Annotated in this window: 12 protein-coding genes and 2 tRNA genes; all 14 read left to right on the top strand. The window is 42.2% G+C overall.

The genetic code is table 11. The features are described 5' to 3' along the window. Positions 1-44: 44 nt before the first annotated feature. Positions 45-2,204, top strand: coding sequence for a peptidase domain-containing ABC transporter (locus E4O07_RS09075; RefSeq protein ID WP_253685123.1), 2,160 nt, complete (start codon positions 45-47; stop codon positions 2,202-2,204). Then, complete coding sequence (locus E4O07_RS09070) at positions 2,201-3,340, top strand: HlyD family secretion protein (RefSeq protein ID WP_253685122.1); 1,140 nt, start codon at positions 2,201-2,203, stop codon at positions 3,338-3,340. The genes E4O07_RS09075 and E4O07_RS09070 overlap by 4 nt, the downstream gene beginning before the upstream one ends. Next, the gene (locus E4O07_RS09065) at positions 3,337-4,746 is read left to right on the top strand and encodes a hypothetical protein (protein ID WP_253685121.1); all 1,410 of its coding nucleotides are present in this window, start codon (positions 3,337-3,339) and stop codon (positions 4,744-4,746) included. Before E4O07_RS09070 ends, E4O07_RS09065 begins: the two co-directional genes overlap by 4 nt. Positions 4,747-4,950: 204 nt before the next feature. Next, positions 4,951-5,023: transfer RNA gene (locus tag E4O07_RS09060), tRNA-Thr, on the top strand. Between the two features lie 41 nt (positions 5,024-5,064). Beyond that, positions 5,065-5,235, top strand: a complete 171-nt coding sequence (rpmG, locus tag E4O07_RS09055; RefSeq protein ID WP_044977405.1) for a 50S ribosomal protein L33 — start codon at positions 5,065-5,067, stop codon at positions 5,233-5,235. A gap of 46 nt (positions 5,236-5,281) precedes the next feature. Next, a tRNA-Trp gene (locus tag E4O07_RS09050) sits at positions 5,282-5,354 on the top strand. A 23-nt stretch (positions 5,355-5,377) separates the two neighbouring features. Then, positions 5,378-5,557 (top strand): preprotein translocase subunit SecE, encoded by a 180-nt coding sequence (secE, locus tag E4O07_RS09045; RefSeq protein WP_002667596.1) that lies wholly within the window; start codon positions 5,378-5,380, stop codon positions 5,555-5,557. Between the two features lie 3 nt (positions 5,558-5,560). Further along, the gene (nusG, locus tag E4O07_RS09040; RefSeq protein ID WP_253685120.1) at positions 5,561-6,118 is read left to right on the top strand and encodes a transcription termination/antitermination protein NusG; all 558 of its coding nucleotides are present in this window, start codon (positions 5,561-5,563) and stop codon (positions 6,116-6,118) included. Positions 6,119-6,209: 91 nt separating this feature from the next. Beyond that, positions 6,210-6,641, top strand: coding sequence for a 50S ribosomal protein L11 (rplK, locus tag E4O07_RS09035; RefSeq protein WP_253677095.1), 432 nt, complete (start codon positions 6,210-6,212; stop codon positions 6,639-6,641). A gap of 1 nt (position 6,642) precedes the next feature. After that, on the top strand, positions 6,643-7,323 hold the full coding sequence (rplA, locus tag E4O07_RS09030) for a 50S ribosomal protein L1 (protein ID WP_253685119.1): 681 nt from the start codon (positions 6,643-6,645) through the stop codon (positions 7,321-7,323). A gap of 2 nt (positions 7,324-7,325) precedes the next feature. Next, entirely contained in the window at positions 7,326-7,916 is a 591-nt protein-coding gene (gene rplJ / locus E4O07_RS09025) for a 50S ribosomal protein L10 (RefSeq protein WP_253685118.1), read from the top strand. Positions 7,917-8,032: 116 nt separating this feature from the next. Next, complete coding sequence (gene rplL / locus E4O07_RS09020; protein ID WP_253677093.1) at positions 8,033-8,422, top strand: 50S ribosomal protein L7/L12; 390 nt, start codon at positions 8,033-8,035, stop codon at positions 8,420-8,422. 148 nt (positions 8,423-8,570) lie between these two features. Next, on the top strand, positions 8,571-12,074 hold the full coding sequence (gene rpoB, locus E4O07_RS09015; protein WP_253685117.1) for a DNA-directed RNA polymerase subunit beta: 3,504 nt from the start codon (positions 8,571-8,573) through the stop codon (positions 12,072-12,074). Positions 12,075-12,098: 24 nt separating this feature from the next. Then, entirely contained in the window at positions 12,099-16,373 is a 4,275-nt protein-coding gene (rpoC, locus tag E4O07_RS09010) for a DNA-directed RNA polymerase subunit beta' (protein ID WP_253685116.1), read from the top strand. The last annotated feature ends 252 nt before the right edge of the window (positions 16,374-16,625 follow it).

Below are 16,625 nucleotides of genomic sequence, written 5' to 3'. Positions count from 1 at the left end.
TATTGATTACAAAAAAAAACTATAAGAATTATAGAGAGGTAGATATGAAAAATATAATTTTACAAAAAAACCGCGAAGATTGCGGTGCTGCATGTATTGCAAATATATGCAGGCATTATGGGAAGCCGATCGATATAGGCAAGATACGAAAGCTGCTTCAAAGCGGTAAAAGAGGAACCTCAGGACTGGGAATAATTAATGCTGCCGAGACCTTAGGTTTTTCATGCCGAGGGGCTGTTTCGGAATCAAAAGAAATTCCAAAAAACATCCCCACGCCTTTTATCGCTCATATGATAAGGGGAAGCGATAACCATTATCTTGTCGTTTATAAATCGGATTCAAACTATGTTTATTTGGCAGATCCTTCCGAAGGATATAAAAAAATAAACATAGAGGTTTTTCAAAAAAATTGGACAGGGGTGTTTTTTATACTCTTGCCCTATCCGGATTTTTCCGAAAAAGATTCTTCATCAAAGGGCTTAAGCAGATTTTTGCCTATTTTAAGATCTCACAAAAAAATATGTGCGGAAATTTTAATTGCGAGTGTTATCCTATCTTTTTTGGGTATTATTAGCGCGTTTTATTTTCGATTTTTGATTGATGAGGTTCTTAGCTCCAATTTGAGAGAGTCCCTTACAGGTTTTTCGATAGGTTTTTTGGGCGTAATTGTTTTTAGAAGCCTTTTGGGCTTGGCCAGAAATCAGCTGTTGATGAATATGAGTTATAAGATTGATACGGTTCTGGTTTATCGATATTTTGAGCATGTTCTTCACTTACCGATGCGTTTTTTTACCAAAAAAAAGACCGGCGAGCTTCTTGCAAGGATGAACGATACGGTTACCATAAGGCAGGTTATTTCCGCTACAGCCCTGACCGTCGTTTTAGACTCCTTGATGCTTATTTTCGGAGCAATTTTTTTAATTTCCCTCGGGTCAAATCTTCTTGTTGCAGCCCTGGTACCTGTGCTTGTAAGCTCTGTTTTGGTGTGGCTGTATGCAAGGCCTTATCAAAAAATGATAAGGGCCCGGGCTGCCGCCGAGGCCGAAAAACATGCCTGCATCGTTGAAAGTCTAAACGGAATAGCTACAATCAAGGCCTTGGGTGCCGAACCTAAGGCCCTTGAAAGAGCCGAGTTTAAAATCGTAAACGCTGTCCGAAAGGGTATCAAACTCGCATCTTTTTCAAATTATCAAAACAGCCTTCAAAATTTTATCGGAAGATGCGGAACACTGGCTATTTATTGGTTGGGCAGTTTGAGCATCTTAAACGGTTCAATGTCCTTAGGTCAGTTGATTTCCTTTGTAATTCTTTCAGGTTATTTTTTGGATCCTCTTGCAAGGCTTTTAACCCTTCAGCCCCAGCTTCAAGAGGCCTATGTTGCTGCCGAGCGTCTTGCCGAAATTTTTGATGAAGAAACGGAAGAAGATCTGGACAAGGGAAAAATTGAATTGGGAGGACTTTCAGGTAAGATCGATATAAAGAATCTATCCTTCAGCTACGATTTTCATTCAAAAAATTTAAAGAACATAAATTTGAGTATAAACCCCGGGGAAAGGGTCGCCTTTGTCGGGGCTTCAGGTTCAGGCAAGACCACCCTTGCAAAGCTTTTGATGAAATTTTACTCTGCACAAGAAGGAGATATTTTTATAGACGATATAAATTTAAAAGATCTAAAAAACGATTCTTACCGTAAGCAAATAGGTTATGTTCCTCAAGACATTCTCTTGTTTTCGGGAACCGTCGCGGAAAATATAAATTGGAGTTCGGGAAACAGTGATTATAGGCGGATGATTTCGGCTGCCGAGGTTTCAGGTGCTTCTTCATTTATAGATGCTCTTCCGGACAGGTACAACTCTCTTGTCGGGGAGCAGGGTACAACCCTTTCCGGAGGAGAAAGGCAGCGCATAGCCATTGCCCGCATCCTTTTACACAATCCTTCCATGCTGATTTTAGATGAGGCTACATCGGCCTTGGACGGAATTTCGGAATCGGAAGTTTTAAATACCCTAAAAGAGATTACTATGGGCCGCACTTCGATAATTATTGCCCACAGATTAAGCTCCATTAAGGACTGCGACAAAATATTCGTATTCGATAAGGGGGAAATAGCCGAGACAGGATCCCACGCAGACTTACTCGAAAAAGACGGTGTGTATTCAAGATTGTGGGAAACACAAAATAGTGTAGAGGAGGTGGTAGCATGAAATCCATTCTGTATGTTGAAGATTTAACTTATACCGGCGAAGTGCTTCAAGAGCAAAAAACGGGAATTTTCAGCTCGGTAATTTCAATTATTTGTCTCCTTGCGGTCTGTACAATCGCCTGGCTTTTTTTGGGAAAAAAAGAAGAGGTTGTAAGGGCATCAGGAATGGTACGCCCTATAGAAAATGTTTCCTTTGTAAAAACCTTTACGGCAGGAAAAATACAAAACATCTACTTTACCTCAGGTCAATATGTCGAAAAAGGTACTCTCCTTTTAAGTATTGACAACACGGTTGCTCAAAAAGAAAGACAGAACCTCGAAGCTCTGATCCTTAAAACCGAACAAAAAATTAAGGATGCGCAAGTTTGCATCGAAAGTGCTGAACAAGACTTAATGCTCGTTCCTGTTGAAAGGGAAATAGCTTATAAGCGTATGGAGAATTATTTTTCGGTAAAAACTAATTTGGAAAAAGCTCTGGAGCTAAACTCCAGAATTTTTGAAGAAGAAAAAGCTCTTCCATATTTCAGTTTGGCAAATCAAAAACTTGAACTGCTCAATTTAAATATTGAAAAGAGCAAAAGAGACTTGGATCAGTATAAAAATTCTTTTTTCCATTCTCTTCTCAGCGAAAAAGAAAGCTTAGATTTTCAAAAAGAAAATTTACGCAACTCCCTTTTTAAGATAGAAGAAAGTTTAAAACTTTTTACCCTCTATGCTCCGATTTCGGGAGAGGTGCAGGAACTTTCATCCCTTAACTGCGGGGATAATGTTTTTAGCGGACAGGAAATATTAAAGATTGTGCCTTCCTCAAGTGAAAACATTCGGGTTGTGCTAAGACTTCCTTCTTCAAAGGCGGGACTTGTAAGAGAAGATATGAAGGTTCGTTTAAAATTTCCCGCCTTTCCTCATCACGAATTCGGCAGCCTTGACGGGCTGGTGGAAACCATCCTTCCCGATGTTTTCTTAGGTTCAAAAAGTTCCGAATATGCTGTCTTTGTAAAATTGGATGGAAACACCTTGCCTGATAAAAAAGGTATTGCTCATTTTCTAAAGGTGGGATTGGATGCCGAGGCATCAATAATCACCGAAACAGGTTCTATCCTGTCATTTATACTAAAAAGATTGGAGGTAAAATGAAAAAGTTTTTATTAAGTATAATTTGGGGTCTTATTTTATTTTCAGCTCATGCTGAAGTAAAAATGGAAGTTGGAATAAAAGAGTTTTTTGACAGGGTAGATCCCCTTATCAAAAAGAATCAACAATATAAAAAAATGGAATTGAACTTCAAGCTGAATGAAATGAATTTGTTTTCGGAATTTTCAACTTGGGTTCCTCTTCCGTATCTTGATTTAAATACTTCCTTTTCAGGTACCGAACTTGATAAGCGCTATCATGCTCTTGATCTTGCTTCATCTTTGGGGATTAGTCAAAGGCTTCCTTTGGGCATGAACCTTAATCTCACAGGTAAGCAATCGTGCGGAATCTTTTTTGATAATAAGCCGGACTACGCCTATAAATTTAGCTCCTCGGCGGGGCTAAGTATTCCGCTTTGGTTTATGGCGCCTTCTGCCCTGCCCGATTTTGTAAAACAAGACTTAGGCCTTCATCAAAGGAAAAAGCAGCTTTTCATACTTGAAAGAGATAATAACAAAAAAGCCTTGATCATAAAAATGATTTCGGCCATAAGCTCGGAAAAAATCTTAAGGAAAAAGATAGAGCTTTTGAAAAATGTTCAAAAGTGGAACATTGAAGAAAAAGAAAAAAATGAAATTTTATTTTCTCAAGGAAAGTTATCTGTTTTGGATTTTTCCGAAAAAAATAAAAAAATCCGGCAAGAGGAAATTTTACTGTTTCAAACTGAACAAAGCTATCAAGCTCTTATGAACGAAATAGAAGCTATGGGTTTATCTTTTAGTGATTTGAGCGAAGATATGGATTCTTGGCTTGATTTTTTTGAAAATTTTGCTTTTTATCTTCAAAGAGAGGCTTCTGCCGAAGATGAGCTGAGTCTTTTGCGGCATGAGGTCTCTTGGATGCAGTCGGTTCAAAATTTTAACAGCAGGATTCCACGTCTTTTTTTCTCGCTTGGTGCTGATGTGCTTCCTTCTAAAGAAAATTATCCGTCTTTTCCGGCTGCCTTCATGGGCTATTGGAAGGATAATCCTACGCTCAAATGGTCGGTATCCATGAATTTTAGGATAAACCTCTCTCCCATACATGATGATTTTAGGCTGAACAAAAATTTCAAAATTTTAAAAGAAATTAACTCTTTGGATGAGGCTTTTTTAAAGAATAGCATTGATGAAGAAAAAAATAAGGGATTAAAAAATATAGAAAGAGCCTTGTTTATATCCGAAATGTCAAAATCCGTCCTTGAAATTCAAAAAAAGTACTTTACCCTCGCCGAAGAGCTTTATAAGCAGGGGAAAAGCAGTATTCACGAGTTATACGCTGCAAAAAATCTCTTAGAAGAAACCGAAATCAATTATTATGCCGAAAAATTGTCATATGTATTGAAGGTTTTAGAGGTTTATAAGTTTTAGAAACTTACTTTTTGCCTGCTGACCTACGGTGCAAAATATGTAAGGTGCAGTAAAATCTTTAAAAGAATTTGACTGCACCTTTTTGTTTGTTTAACCCTTAAAATTTAACTTCTTTATTTATATTTTACTATATATTCCTCATCAAGCTATTGACAAAAAATACTCTATTTGATAAAATGCCTGAACCTGTTTTATGGGTATTTTGCTCCTGTAGCTCAGTCGGCAGAGCACAACCATGGTAAGGTTGGGGTCAGCAGTTCAATTCTGCTCGGGAGCTTTTCGGAAACGATGACCTAGAATTTTGCGGAGGGTAAAGTAATGGCTAAGAAAACAGCTGTGGAGCTCATAGCTCTTCAATGCAGCGAATGCAAAAGAAAGAATTATACTACATCTAAGAACAGAAAAAATATTCAAGGTAAACTTGAATTGATGAAGTATTGTTCTTTTGATCGCAAGCATACATTGCATAAGGAAACAAAGATAAAGTAGTCGAATAAGTCCGTGACGATTTAAGGCAGCGGGCTTAGATTCAATTAGGTCAGTAGCTCCAATGGTAGAGCGTCGGTCTCCAAAACCGAATGTTGAGGGTTCGAGTCCTTCCTGGCCTGTAATTTTAAAAAACGAGGTTTTTATGGCTAAAATTGGAACTTTTTGGAAAGAATGTATAGGAGAGCTTAGAAAAGTTGTCTGGCCTACAGCTTCTGAAGTAGGATCTTCGGTAAAAGTAGTGTTGATTTCTACCCTTATTGTAGCTGTTTTTCTCGGAGGCCTCGATGCCTTCTTTATAGCTTGTGTGGGTTGGATATTTTAAGTAATGGCTAAGGCTTGGTACATTCTTCATACCTATTCAGGTTATGAGAATAAGATTGAAAGAACAATACGTACTCTTATAGAAAAAGGAATTATTTCTGCAGACTTTGTTACCGATATAAAAATACCTGAAGAGCTTGTAATTGAAAATAAGGGCGGAAAAAAACGCAACGTTAAGCGAAAGTTTCTTCCCGGTTACATGCTTGTAGAAATGAATCTTCCCGATATCGGCTGGAAAAGTGTTTGCTCCGAAATCCGCAAAATTCAAGGTGTTACAGGTTTCTTGGGCACGGCAGGAAATGAAAAACCGCAGCCTATTTCTTCCGAAGAAGCAAAGGAAATCTTGCAAAAAACCGGAGAAATTAAAGGCGACAAGAATATCCGCGTTATTCAAAATTTCAGTGAAGGACAGCATGTCAAAATCATCGAAGGTGCTTTTGCCTCGTTTACCGGCGTCATCGATGAGGTTATGGCAGATAAAAACAAGTTAAGAGTTATGGTAGCGATTTTCGGCCGTACTACACCGGTTGAAGTCGAAATGTCTCAAGCCGAAATCATTTAAATTTTAAACAAGGTGCAGTGCTTCGGTATCTGCGCTTTAATTGTATATTACGGGAGGAGGGAGACCTCCGTTTGTACCGGAAGGAGAGAAGATGGCAAAGAAAAAGGTTGTGACACAGATTAAACTTCAGTGTCCCGCAGGAAAAGCAACTCCTGCGCCGCCTGTAGGCCCGGCTCTAGGTCCGCACGGTGTAAGTGCACCCCAGTTTGTACAGCAGTTCAATGACCGTACAAAATCTATGGAGCCCGGTTTGGTTGTTCCCGTTGTTATCACGGTTTATGCCGATAAGAGTTTTACTTTTATCCTTAAAACACCGCCCGCATCGGTTTTAATCAAAAAAGCCTGCAAGATTGAAAAAGGTTCTGCCGCATCGGTTACTGCAAAAGTTGGAAAACTTTCAAAGGCCGCATTGGAAGAAATCGCAAAAACAAAGATGCCCGATATCAATGCAAACGACATTGAAGCTGCAAAGAAAATTATTGCAGGAACTGCACGAAGTATGGGTGTAGAGGTGGAGCGCTAGTATGAAACACGGAAAAAATTACAAAAATGCACTTGCAAAGTATGATTCTGCAGCATCCTACGAGCTTCCCAAGGCTGTTGATATTGTCAAAGAGCTTAAATATGCCAAATTCGATGAAACGGTTGAAGTTCATGTAAGTTTGACCCTTGGTAAGGGACAGAGCGTTAGAGATACCCTTGTTCTCCCTCATCAGTTTAAGGGCGAAAAAAAGGTTTTGGTTTTTTGTACGGATGACAGAGTAAAAGAAGCTCTTGAGGCAGGAGCAGCTTATGCCGGTTCTACGGAATACATTGAAAAGGTAAAGGGCGGCTGGCTCGATTTCGATATTGCAGTTGCTACCCCCGATATGATGAAGGATGTAGGACGCTTAGGTATGGTGCTCGGCCGCAGAGGCTTAATGCCTAACCCCAAGACAGGAACAGTTACCACGGATATTGCAAGCGCTATCAATGAGCTTAAAAAAGGCCGTGTAGAATTCCGTGCCGATAAGGGCGGAGTTGTTCATCTCCCTGTCGGAAAGGTATCTATGGATTCTGCCAAGATTGCAGAAAACGTACAGGCTCTTATTAACGAAACGATGAGAAAAAAGCCTGCTGATGCAAAGGGCGACTATATCAGATCCGTATCTATTAGTTCGACAATGGGCCCCGGTGTTTGGGTTGATTATAAGGTAGGAGAGTAAAAATGGCATTAAGAACAAAAAATCCGAATCGCCAAAAAACAGAAGCGATTGAAAGCATCAAAAACGATGTAAAGGCCTCCTCCTCTTTTATTTTTACCGAGTACAGAGGCTTAAAGGTTGAGCAAATCACTGAACTCCGCAAAAAGCTCAGAGAAAATGCTTGCTCATACAAGGTTGTACGCAATAACTTTGCACGCATTGCATTTGAAGATGCAAACATTAAGGATGTAGATTCTTGGTTAACTGGACCTACAGCCTTGGCTATGGTTGCAGAAGATGCAAATATGGCTGCAAAAACCTTGTTTGAATATGCAAAAGATGCTCCCGCCCTTGTAATTAAGGGTGCTGTAGTTGACGGAGAAGTTTACGATGCTAAACAAATCGAGGCATTCTCAAAACTTCCCGGCAAAAAGGATCTTATTGCAATGTTTATGTCTACAGTCAATGCTACAACTTCCAAGTTTGTACGTACCTTACAGGCGATTGTGGATAAGGGAGATACTAAACCTGCGGCTGAAGCTCAAGCTGAACCCGCTAAGGAAGAGGCAGAAAAGCCCGCCGAGACTGCTCCTGATGCAGCTCCTGAGGCTTAAACCTATAAATAAGCTGTTTTACGCTTATATTTTAAGCAGTCAGGCTTCAAAAGCTGACCCCCTGTCTGCTTAATGTGCTAAAAGCACAAAAATCTAAATTTTAAGGAGAAGATAATATGGCAGCATTAACAAACGAACAAATTATTGAAGCAATCGGCGAAAAAACGATTCTCGAACTTTCTGAGCTTATCAAAGCTATGGAAGAAAAATTCGGTGTAACAGCCGCTGCTCCCGTTGCAGTAGTTGCAGGCGGAGCTGCCGGAGGTGCAGCCGCTGAAGAAGAGAAAACAGAATTTACTGTTACTCTTAAAGGCCTTGCTGATCCCGGTAAAAAGATCGGTGTTATTAAGGAAGTTCGAAACGTTATTCCCGGTCTCGGCTTGAAAGAAGCTAAAGAGCTTGTTGAAGGAGCTCCGAAAGTCCTTAAAGAAGATGTTTCTAAAGAAGAAGCAGCTAAAATTAAGGAAGCTATTACAGCAGCCGGCGGTGAAGTTGAAATTGCTTAATAAGCAAAATACCGGCTTTATGCCGGACATTGCAGTGTTTTTTTCAAAAAAGAACACCGCAGCATAAACAATGAATTTTCTCTAAGACTTCCTGTATGAAATTTCAGGAAGTCTTTTTGTGATTAAATATAAACTTGGGAGGTAAGGGATGTTTGCAAGAGGCCAAAAAATAGATCGAAGGTATTACGGTAAGGATGTTCCGAATTTTATGGAGCTTCCAAACCTCATCGATATTCAGATTCAATCTTACAATAAATTTTTAAACAAAGAAAAAAAGACAGATGAGACCGAGATTGAGGGCTTAGAATCGGTATTCCATACAACTTTTCCTATCGAAAGTATAAATGAAGACATGGCTTTGCAATATCTATCCTATTCTCTCGATTACGATAGTATTAAATTTTCCGAAATTGAATGCAAACAAAAGGGGCTTACTTATTCTGTTCCCCTAAAAGCCGAAATAGACTTGTTCTTCAAAGAAACCAAAGAAATACGCCGCAAAAATATCTACATGGGCGATATTCCTTTGATGACGGAAAGAGGAACCTTTATTATAAACGGAGCGGAACGGGTTGTAGTTTCTCAGATTCACCGCTCGCCGGGTGTTATCTTTTCGCATGAAAAGGGAGTTTACTCAAGCCGCATTATTCCCTACCGCGGAACATGGCTTGAATTTGAAATAGATCAGAAAAAAGAGCTTATTTATGCAAAGCTTGACAGCAAAAAGCGAATTTTAGGTACGATTTTTTTACGAGCTCTCGGGTATGATACGCGGGAAAAAATTATCGACCTTTTCTATAAAACTAAAACTGCAAAAATATCTTCAGACAGGACTGAGTACGAAGAATTGATCGGTCAGGTACTGGCAAGGGATGTTTTTGTAAAGGGTGAAGACGGCGAAAAACGTAAAATGCATCAGGCCGGAGAAAAAATTCATCCCCACAACATAGACGATTTAATTCAAAATGACGTTAAAAAGATTACTATAATAGACTTTAAGGCAAAGGAGTCCTTAGACTCTCAGATTATCATCAACTGCTTTGAAAGGGAAGAAATTAAGTACACTCCCGATCCTGCAGTAAATGATGAGCCTACTGTTGAAGATGCCCTAAATGCAGTCTACAGCGTTATCCGTCCCGGAGACCCCATTACTTACGAAAATGCAAAAGAAGATCTTCACAATATGTTCTTTACTGCACGCAGGTACGATATAGGCAAGGTCGGCCGATATAAGTTAAATAAAAAATTCGACTACTCTGATGATGTGAAAGGTACAACCTTAATCGAAGAAGATATATTTAAGACCATGAAATTTTTGATAAAGGTTTACATAGGTGAAGAGAGTATTGACGATATCGACCATCTAGGCAACAGGCGAATTCGCTCGGTCGGCGAAATTATGACCGATGTTCTAAAAAAAGCCTTCTCCAGAATGGAACGCATTGCCCGCGACAGGATGAGTTCCAAGGAGATGGATACCATTAAGCCTCAGGACTTAATTTCGATTAAGCCCATCGTTGCAGCTATAAAAGAATTCTTCGGTGCAAGCCAGTTATCCCAGTTCATGGATCAGGTAAACCCTTTGGCCGAGCTTACTCATAAACGCCGTCTTAACGCCTTAGGTCCCGGCGGTCTTTCACGCGACAGAGCCGGTTTCGAGGTCCGAGAAGTTCACTATACTCACTATGGAAGAATGTGTCCGATTGAAACCCCTGAAGGCCCGAATATCGGTCTAATCGTTTCTATGGCAAACTATGCAAGAGTAAACGAATACGGCTTTTTGGAGGCCCCCTATGTAAAGGTTGTAAACGGGGTTGCTACCCGCGAAATTGAGTACTTGTCTGCAATGGATGAAGACAAATACTTTATCGGTCAGGTTTCTTCCGCTATCGGAAAGGACGGAAAGATTAATACTGATCAGGTTTCGTGCCGAAGACTTGGCGACTATACTTCAATAAGCCCTAAAGATATTCAATACATGGACGTTTCGCCCAAACAGATTATATCCGTTTCGGCTTCTCTAATCCCCTTCCTTGAGCACGACGATGCTAACCGTGCCCTCATGGGCTCCAACATGCAGCGTCAGGCTGTTCCCCTTGTTTTCCCCGAGCCTCCGCGTGTCGGAACAGGTATGGAAAAAAAGTGCGCCTATGATTCGGGCGTTTTAATAAAGGCAAAGAGGCCGGGAAAGGTTGAGTATGTTTCTTCCGATACGATTATCATAGCCCCCGAAAGGGGAAAAAATAAGGAAGATAAGGACGAATACACCTTATTAAAATATCAAAGAACAAACCAGGAGACCTGCTACCATCAAAGGCCCATCGTCAATGTAGGAGACACGGTTAAAGAAGGTCAGCCCATCGCAGACGGACCTGCAACCTATAGCGGAGAATTGGCCCTAGGACGCAACATTCTTGTAGGTTTCGTACCTTGGAACGGTTATAACTATGAAGACGCTATCTTAATTTCACGCAGGGTCGTAAAGGAAGATATGTTTACTTCTATCCATATAAAAGAGCTTTCAACCGATGTCCGCGAAACAAAACTCGGTGCCGAAAAGATGACCTGCGACATTCCGAACAAGTCCGAAAAGAGCTTGGACGACCTTGACAGCGAAGGTATTATCCGCATAGGCTCTAAGGTAAAGCCCGGCGACATCCTTGTCGGTAAGGTTACTCCGAAAAGCGAAAGCGATACGACTCCTGAGTTTAAGCTCCTTAACTCTATTTTCGGTGAAAAGGCTAAGGAAGTTAGGGATACCTCATTGCGCGTTCCCCACGGAACCGAGGGTACGGTTATAGATGTTCAGCGCTTAAAGAGGAATCAGGGGGACGACTTGAGTCCCGGCGTAGATGAGGTTGTAAAGGTCTTAATCGCCACAAAACGAAAACTCCGCGAGGGAGACAAGATGGCAGGCCGCCACGGAAACAAGGGCCTTGTAGCCAGAATTCTCCCCGAAGAAGATATGCCATACATGGAAGATGGAACTCCGCTCGATATCTGTCTAAACCCGCTCGGTGTTCCCTCACGAATGAATATCGGCCAGATTCTTGAATCCGAACTTGGCTTGGCCGGTTTAAAACTCGACGAATGGTACGAGTCTCCCGTTTTTGAGTCACCCAGCATGGAGCAGATTGAAGCCAAACTTAAAGAAGCCGGCTATCCGGCGAGCTCCAAGGTAAAACTCCGCGACGGTTTAACAGGCCGCCTCTTTGAAAACGAGGTTTTTGTCGGCGTTATCTACTTCTTAAAGCTGGCCCACCTTGTCGACGACAAGATGCATGCCCGCTCTACCGGTCCTTATTCTCTCGTTACCCAGCAGCCCTTGGGCGGAAAGGCCCAATTCGGCGGTCAGCGCTTGGGAGAAATGGAAGTTTGGGCCCTCGAAGCCTATGGTGCTGCCAATACCTTGCAGGAACTTATTACAATCAAGTCCGACGATATGCACGGACGATCCAAGATATACGAATCCATCGTTAAGGGCGAGCCTTCAAGCTCCGCAGGAATCCCCGAATCCTTTAACGTATTGGTCCAGGAATTAAGAGGTTTAGCTCTCGACTTTACAATCTATGATGCAAAGGGTCAGCAGATTCCTTTGACCGAAAGGGATGAAGAGCTAATCAAACGCGAAAAAACAAGTACTAACTTTTAACGGAAGTAAGGAGAGGGAGAGATTATGAGAGATATACAGGATTTTGATAGCTTGATGATAAGGCTTGCTTCACCCGACACTATCAGGGCATGGTCCTATGGAGAAGTAAAAAAGCCTGAAACAATCAATTACCGAACCTTGCGTCCGGAGAGGGACGGTTTGTTTTGCGAAAGAATATTCGGAACCACAAAGGAATGGGAATGTTTTTGCGGAAAGTTTAAGTCAATCCGCTATAAGGGAGTTATCTGCGACCGCTGCGGTGTTGAGGTTACTCACTTCAAGGTCCGCCGTGAACGTATGGGTCACATAGAACTGGCTGCCCCCGTTTCTCACATTTGGTATTACAGATCCGTTCCCAGCCGAATGGGACTCCTCCTCAACTTACAGGTGGCAGCCCTAAGGTCGGTTTTATACTACGAAAAATACATCGTTATCGATGCAAACGATACCGACTTGGAACCCATGCAGCTTTTAACCGAGGATGAGTACAGGGATGCTCACGAGCGTTACGGAGCCGCCTTTACGGCCGGTATGGGTGCAGGAGCTATTAAGACCCTCCTTCAAAACATAAATTTGGATGAACTTGCAGATCAATTGAGGGCTAAGATGATTGAAAAGGGTGCAAAAAGCGACCAGCGCCTTTTGCGCCGAATCGAAATAGTCGAAAATTTCAGAGCCTCAGGCAACAGACCCGAATGGATGATTTTGGATGTTATTCCGGTTATTCCTCCCGATTTGCGCCCCATGGTTCAGCTTGACGGAGGACGCTTTGCAACCTCAGACCTTAACGACTTATATCGAAGGGTAATCCACAGAAACAGCCGTTTGAGCAAGCTCATGGAATTAAAGGCTCCCGATATCATCATCAGAAACGAAAAAAGGATGCTTCAAGAAGCCGTTGATGCCTTGTTCGATAACTCAAAACGCAAAAAGGCTATTAAGGGAGCTTCAAACCGCCCCTTAAAGTCCATTTCGGATCTTTTAAAGGGAAAACAGGGCCGGTTCCGCCAAAACCTTTTAGGTAAGCGTGTCGACTACTCAGGCCGATCCGTAATTGTTGTAGGCCCCGAGCTTAAGCTCTGGCAGTGCGGTCTTCCCACCAAGATGGCCTTGGAGCTATTTAAGCCCTTTATAATGAAAAAACTCGTTCAAAAGGAAGTTGTTTCGAATATAAAAAAGGCTAAACTCCTTGTAGAACAGGAAGCTGCCGAGGTTTTTGCAGTTCTTGATGAGGTTGTAAGCGAGCACCCCGTTCTTTTAAACCGTGCTCCGACCCTCCACCGCTTGGGTATTCAAGCCTTTGAACCCGTTTTGGTAGAAGGAAAGGCTATCCGCCTTCATCCTCTTGTATGTAAGGCCTTTAACGCCGACTTTGACGGCGACCAGATGGCTATCCACGTTCCGTTGACACAGGCAGCCCAGATGGAATGCTGGACCCTTATGCTTTCAGCCCGGAACCTCCTCGACCCTGCAAACGGAAAAACAATAGTTTTCCCGACACAGGACATGGTTTTAGGTCTTTACTATCTTACAAAGGAAAGGGCTCTGCCTGAGGGTAAAAAGGAGCGCCGGTATTCTTCTGTTGCAGAAGTTTTGATGGCGGCAGAAGGTCATGCCGTAGGCTGGCAGGAACCTGTTTTAATCGACTATGAAACAGAACCGGGCAAAATTGAAAAAGTAAGAACTACACCGGGAAGAATTCTATTTAATGAAGAAATGCCTGAAGGCGTTCCCTTTACAAACGATGCTTTAAACGATAAAAAAATACGAAAACTCATAGAAGATGTCTTTAAGGATAAGGGCCCGTGGCTGGCTGTACAGCTTTTGGACAAGCTCAAGGCTGTAGGCTATAAGTATGCTACCTATTTCGGTGCAACCTTGAGTATGGAAGACATGATTATTCCGCCTGAAAAGGCCGGAATGCTCGAAAAGGCCAACAAAGAGGTTTTGGAAATCTATAACCAATACAAGGGCGGCCATATTACTCAAGAAGAACGCTATAACCGTGTAGTTGACGTTTGGCAGAAGACAAACTCCAACCTTAAAGAGATTCTTATGAACCGCCTGCAAGAAGACAAGGGCGGCTTTAATACCATCCACATGATGGCTACATCAGGTGCCCGAGGTAATAAGGATCAGATAAACCAGCTGGCAGGTATGCGAGGTCTTATGTCCAAGCCTACAGGCGACATCATCGAGCTTCCGATTAGATCAAACTTTAAAGAAGGCTTAAACGTTATGGAATTCTTTATTTCGACCAACGGTGCCCGAAAAGGTTTGACCGATACGGCTCTTAAAACCTCAGACGCAGGTTACTTGACAAGGCGTCTTGTAGATATTGCTCAAAACGTAGTCGTAAACGAAGAAGACTGCGGTACCATTAACGGAATCGAATATGCCGCAATCAAGCGCGGGGACGAAATCCGTGAATCCTTGAGCGAGCGTATTGCAGGAAAATACACCTTGGAGAGGGTTATCCATCCCATTACGGGAGAGCTCCTCATCGATGTAAACGAGTACATTACTGATGAGGTTGCTAAAAAGATAGAAGAAGCCGGTGTTGAAACCGTTAAGCTCCGCACCGTTTTAACTTGTGAATCCAAGCACGGTGTTTGCGTTAAGTGCTACGGCAGAGACTTGGCCCGAAACCGAATTGTCCGAATAGGGGAGGCTGTAGGTATCATCGCCGCCCAGTCCATCGGTCAGCCCGGTACCCAGCTTACGATGCGTACCTTCCATGAGGGCGGTACGGCTTCTAAAAACGTTGAAGAGAACAGAATAGTATTTAACGATTATTCTATCATCGTTCGAGGCATAAAGGGTTCCTATGTAATTCTTAAAAACGGAAATTTCCTCTTTACAAGAAAGGGCGAGTTTACTTTCAGCAGGGTACTGAACGAGTACGCTCTTAAAAAAGGTGAAACTCCGCTTGTAAGTACAGGAATGAGGGTTGTAAAAGGAAATCCTCTTTATACATTAAAAAACGGAAAGGAAGTGCTTTCCGAAAATATAGCTATTGCCGAAGTCAGAGATAATATTATCTATTTGATTGGTCAAGAACAGACAATAGAGATAAGAAACGGCTCAGAGGTTGTAGTAAAAGAAAATGATGTTATAAAGGCCGGAGAAACAGTAGGTACCTTCGACCCCTTTGCCGACCCCATTTTGGCAGAATATGACGGCTTTGTCCGCTTTGAAGACATTCTTCCCGGTACAACCTTAAAGGAAGAAGCCGACGAAGAAACAGGCGTTGTCGAAAAGCGAATAAGCGATGCTCATTTCGATAAGATGCAGCCGCGTATCTTTATTTCGGATGAATCAGGTAACACTGTAGGTGAGGATTCTTATTTCCTTCCCGGAGGTGCTCAGCTCTTGGTTGAAGAAGGTCAGGAGATTAAAGCCGGTGCAATTCTTGCAAAGATAGCAAAAGAGTCGGTAAAGACAAAGGATATTACCGGAGGTCTTCCGCGAGTTTCAGAACTCCTTGAAGCTCGAAGGCCTAAGTCTCCTGCTGTTCTTGCCGCAATTGCAGGTGTTGTTACCATTAAAAAGGGCTTGCTCAAGGGTAAGAGAACTATTATGGTCCGCGACGAGTACGGCCATGATGTAAAGCACCTTGTTCCTATCGGAAAACGGATGCTTGTCCGTGACGGCGATACTGTAAAGGCCGGAGAACCCTTGTGTGACGGCAGCTTTGATCCGCACGATATTTTAAATATTCTCGGTGAAAATGCCCTTCAAAACTACTTGATGAAGGAAATCAAGGAAGTTTACGATGCTCAGGGCGTTACCATCAACGATAAACACGTGGGTATAATCGTCCGTCAGATGCTCCGAAAGGTAAAGATTGTTTCGGTTGGAGATACCAAGTTTATCTTTGACCAGCAGATAGATAAGTACCGCTTCCATGAGGAAAATAAGAGGGTTAAAGAAGAAGGCGGTCAGCCTGCCGTTGCCCGTCCCATGTTCCAAGGAATTACAAAGGCTGCCTTAAATATTGACTCCTTTATTTCGGCCGCTTCGTTCCAAGAGACCACAAAGGTTCTTACAAATGCCGCTATCGCAGGTTCATCCGATGAACTTCGCGGCTTAAAGGAAAACGTAATTATCGGTCACCTAATCCCTGCCGGAACAGGTATGAAGCAGTACCGCGATATTAAACTTTTCGATAAGAACAAGAGCGATCTGGATGTTCAGATGAACGAAATCCTAGAGCGCCGAAGGCTTGAAGCCGAAGCTGCCCAAGCTCTCGAAGAAAAAGAACTTATCGAAGAAGAAAACTTTTTGGATGATATCTAAAATCTAGGGGGAGAGACAACCCCGTTCAGAGCAGAGTTTTCACCTCGAAACTTCGTTGGGTGTACTCCCCCTATAACCCCCTCTCTTTCTCGCGCTGCCAAAGGGCTCGCTGCCCTTTGGAATCCCGCAAATTACCATAGAATTTGGATAGCTCTTTAGTTGAGATTGAAACAAAAGGATTTGGCTTCATCCTTTTGAAAATTCACTTATTTTAAAAAAGTATAACTTTTTTTTTACAATCTTACTATCTAT

The organism is Treponema sp. OMZ 798, assembly GCF_024181385.1.
Lineage (GTDB): Bacteria > Spirochaetota > Spirochaetia > Treponematales > Treponemataceae > Treponema_B.
This window is presented reverse-complemented; position numbering and strand designations above follow the sequence as displayed.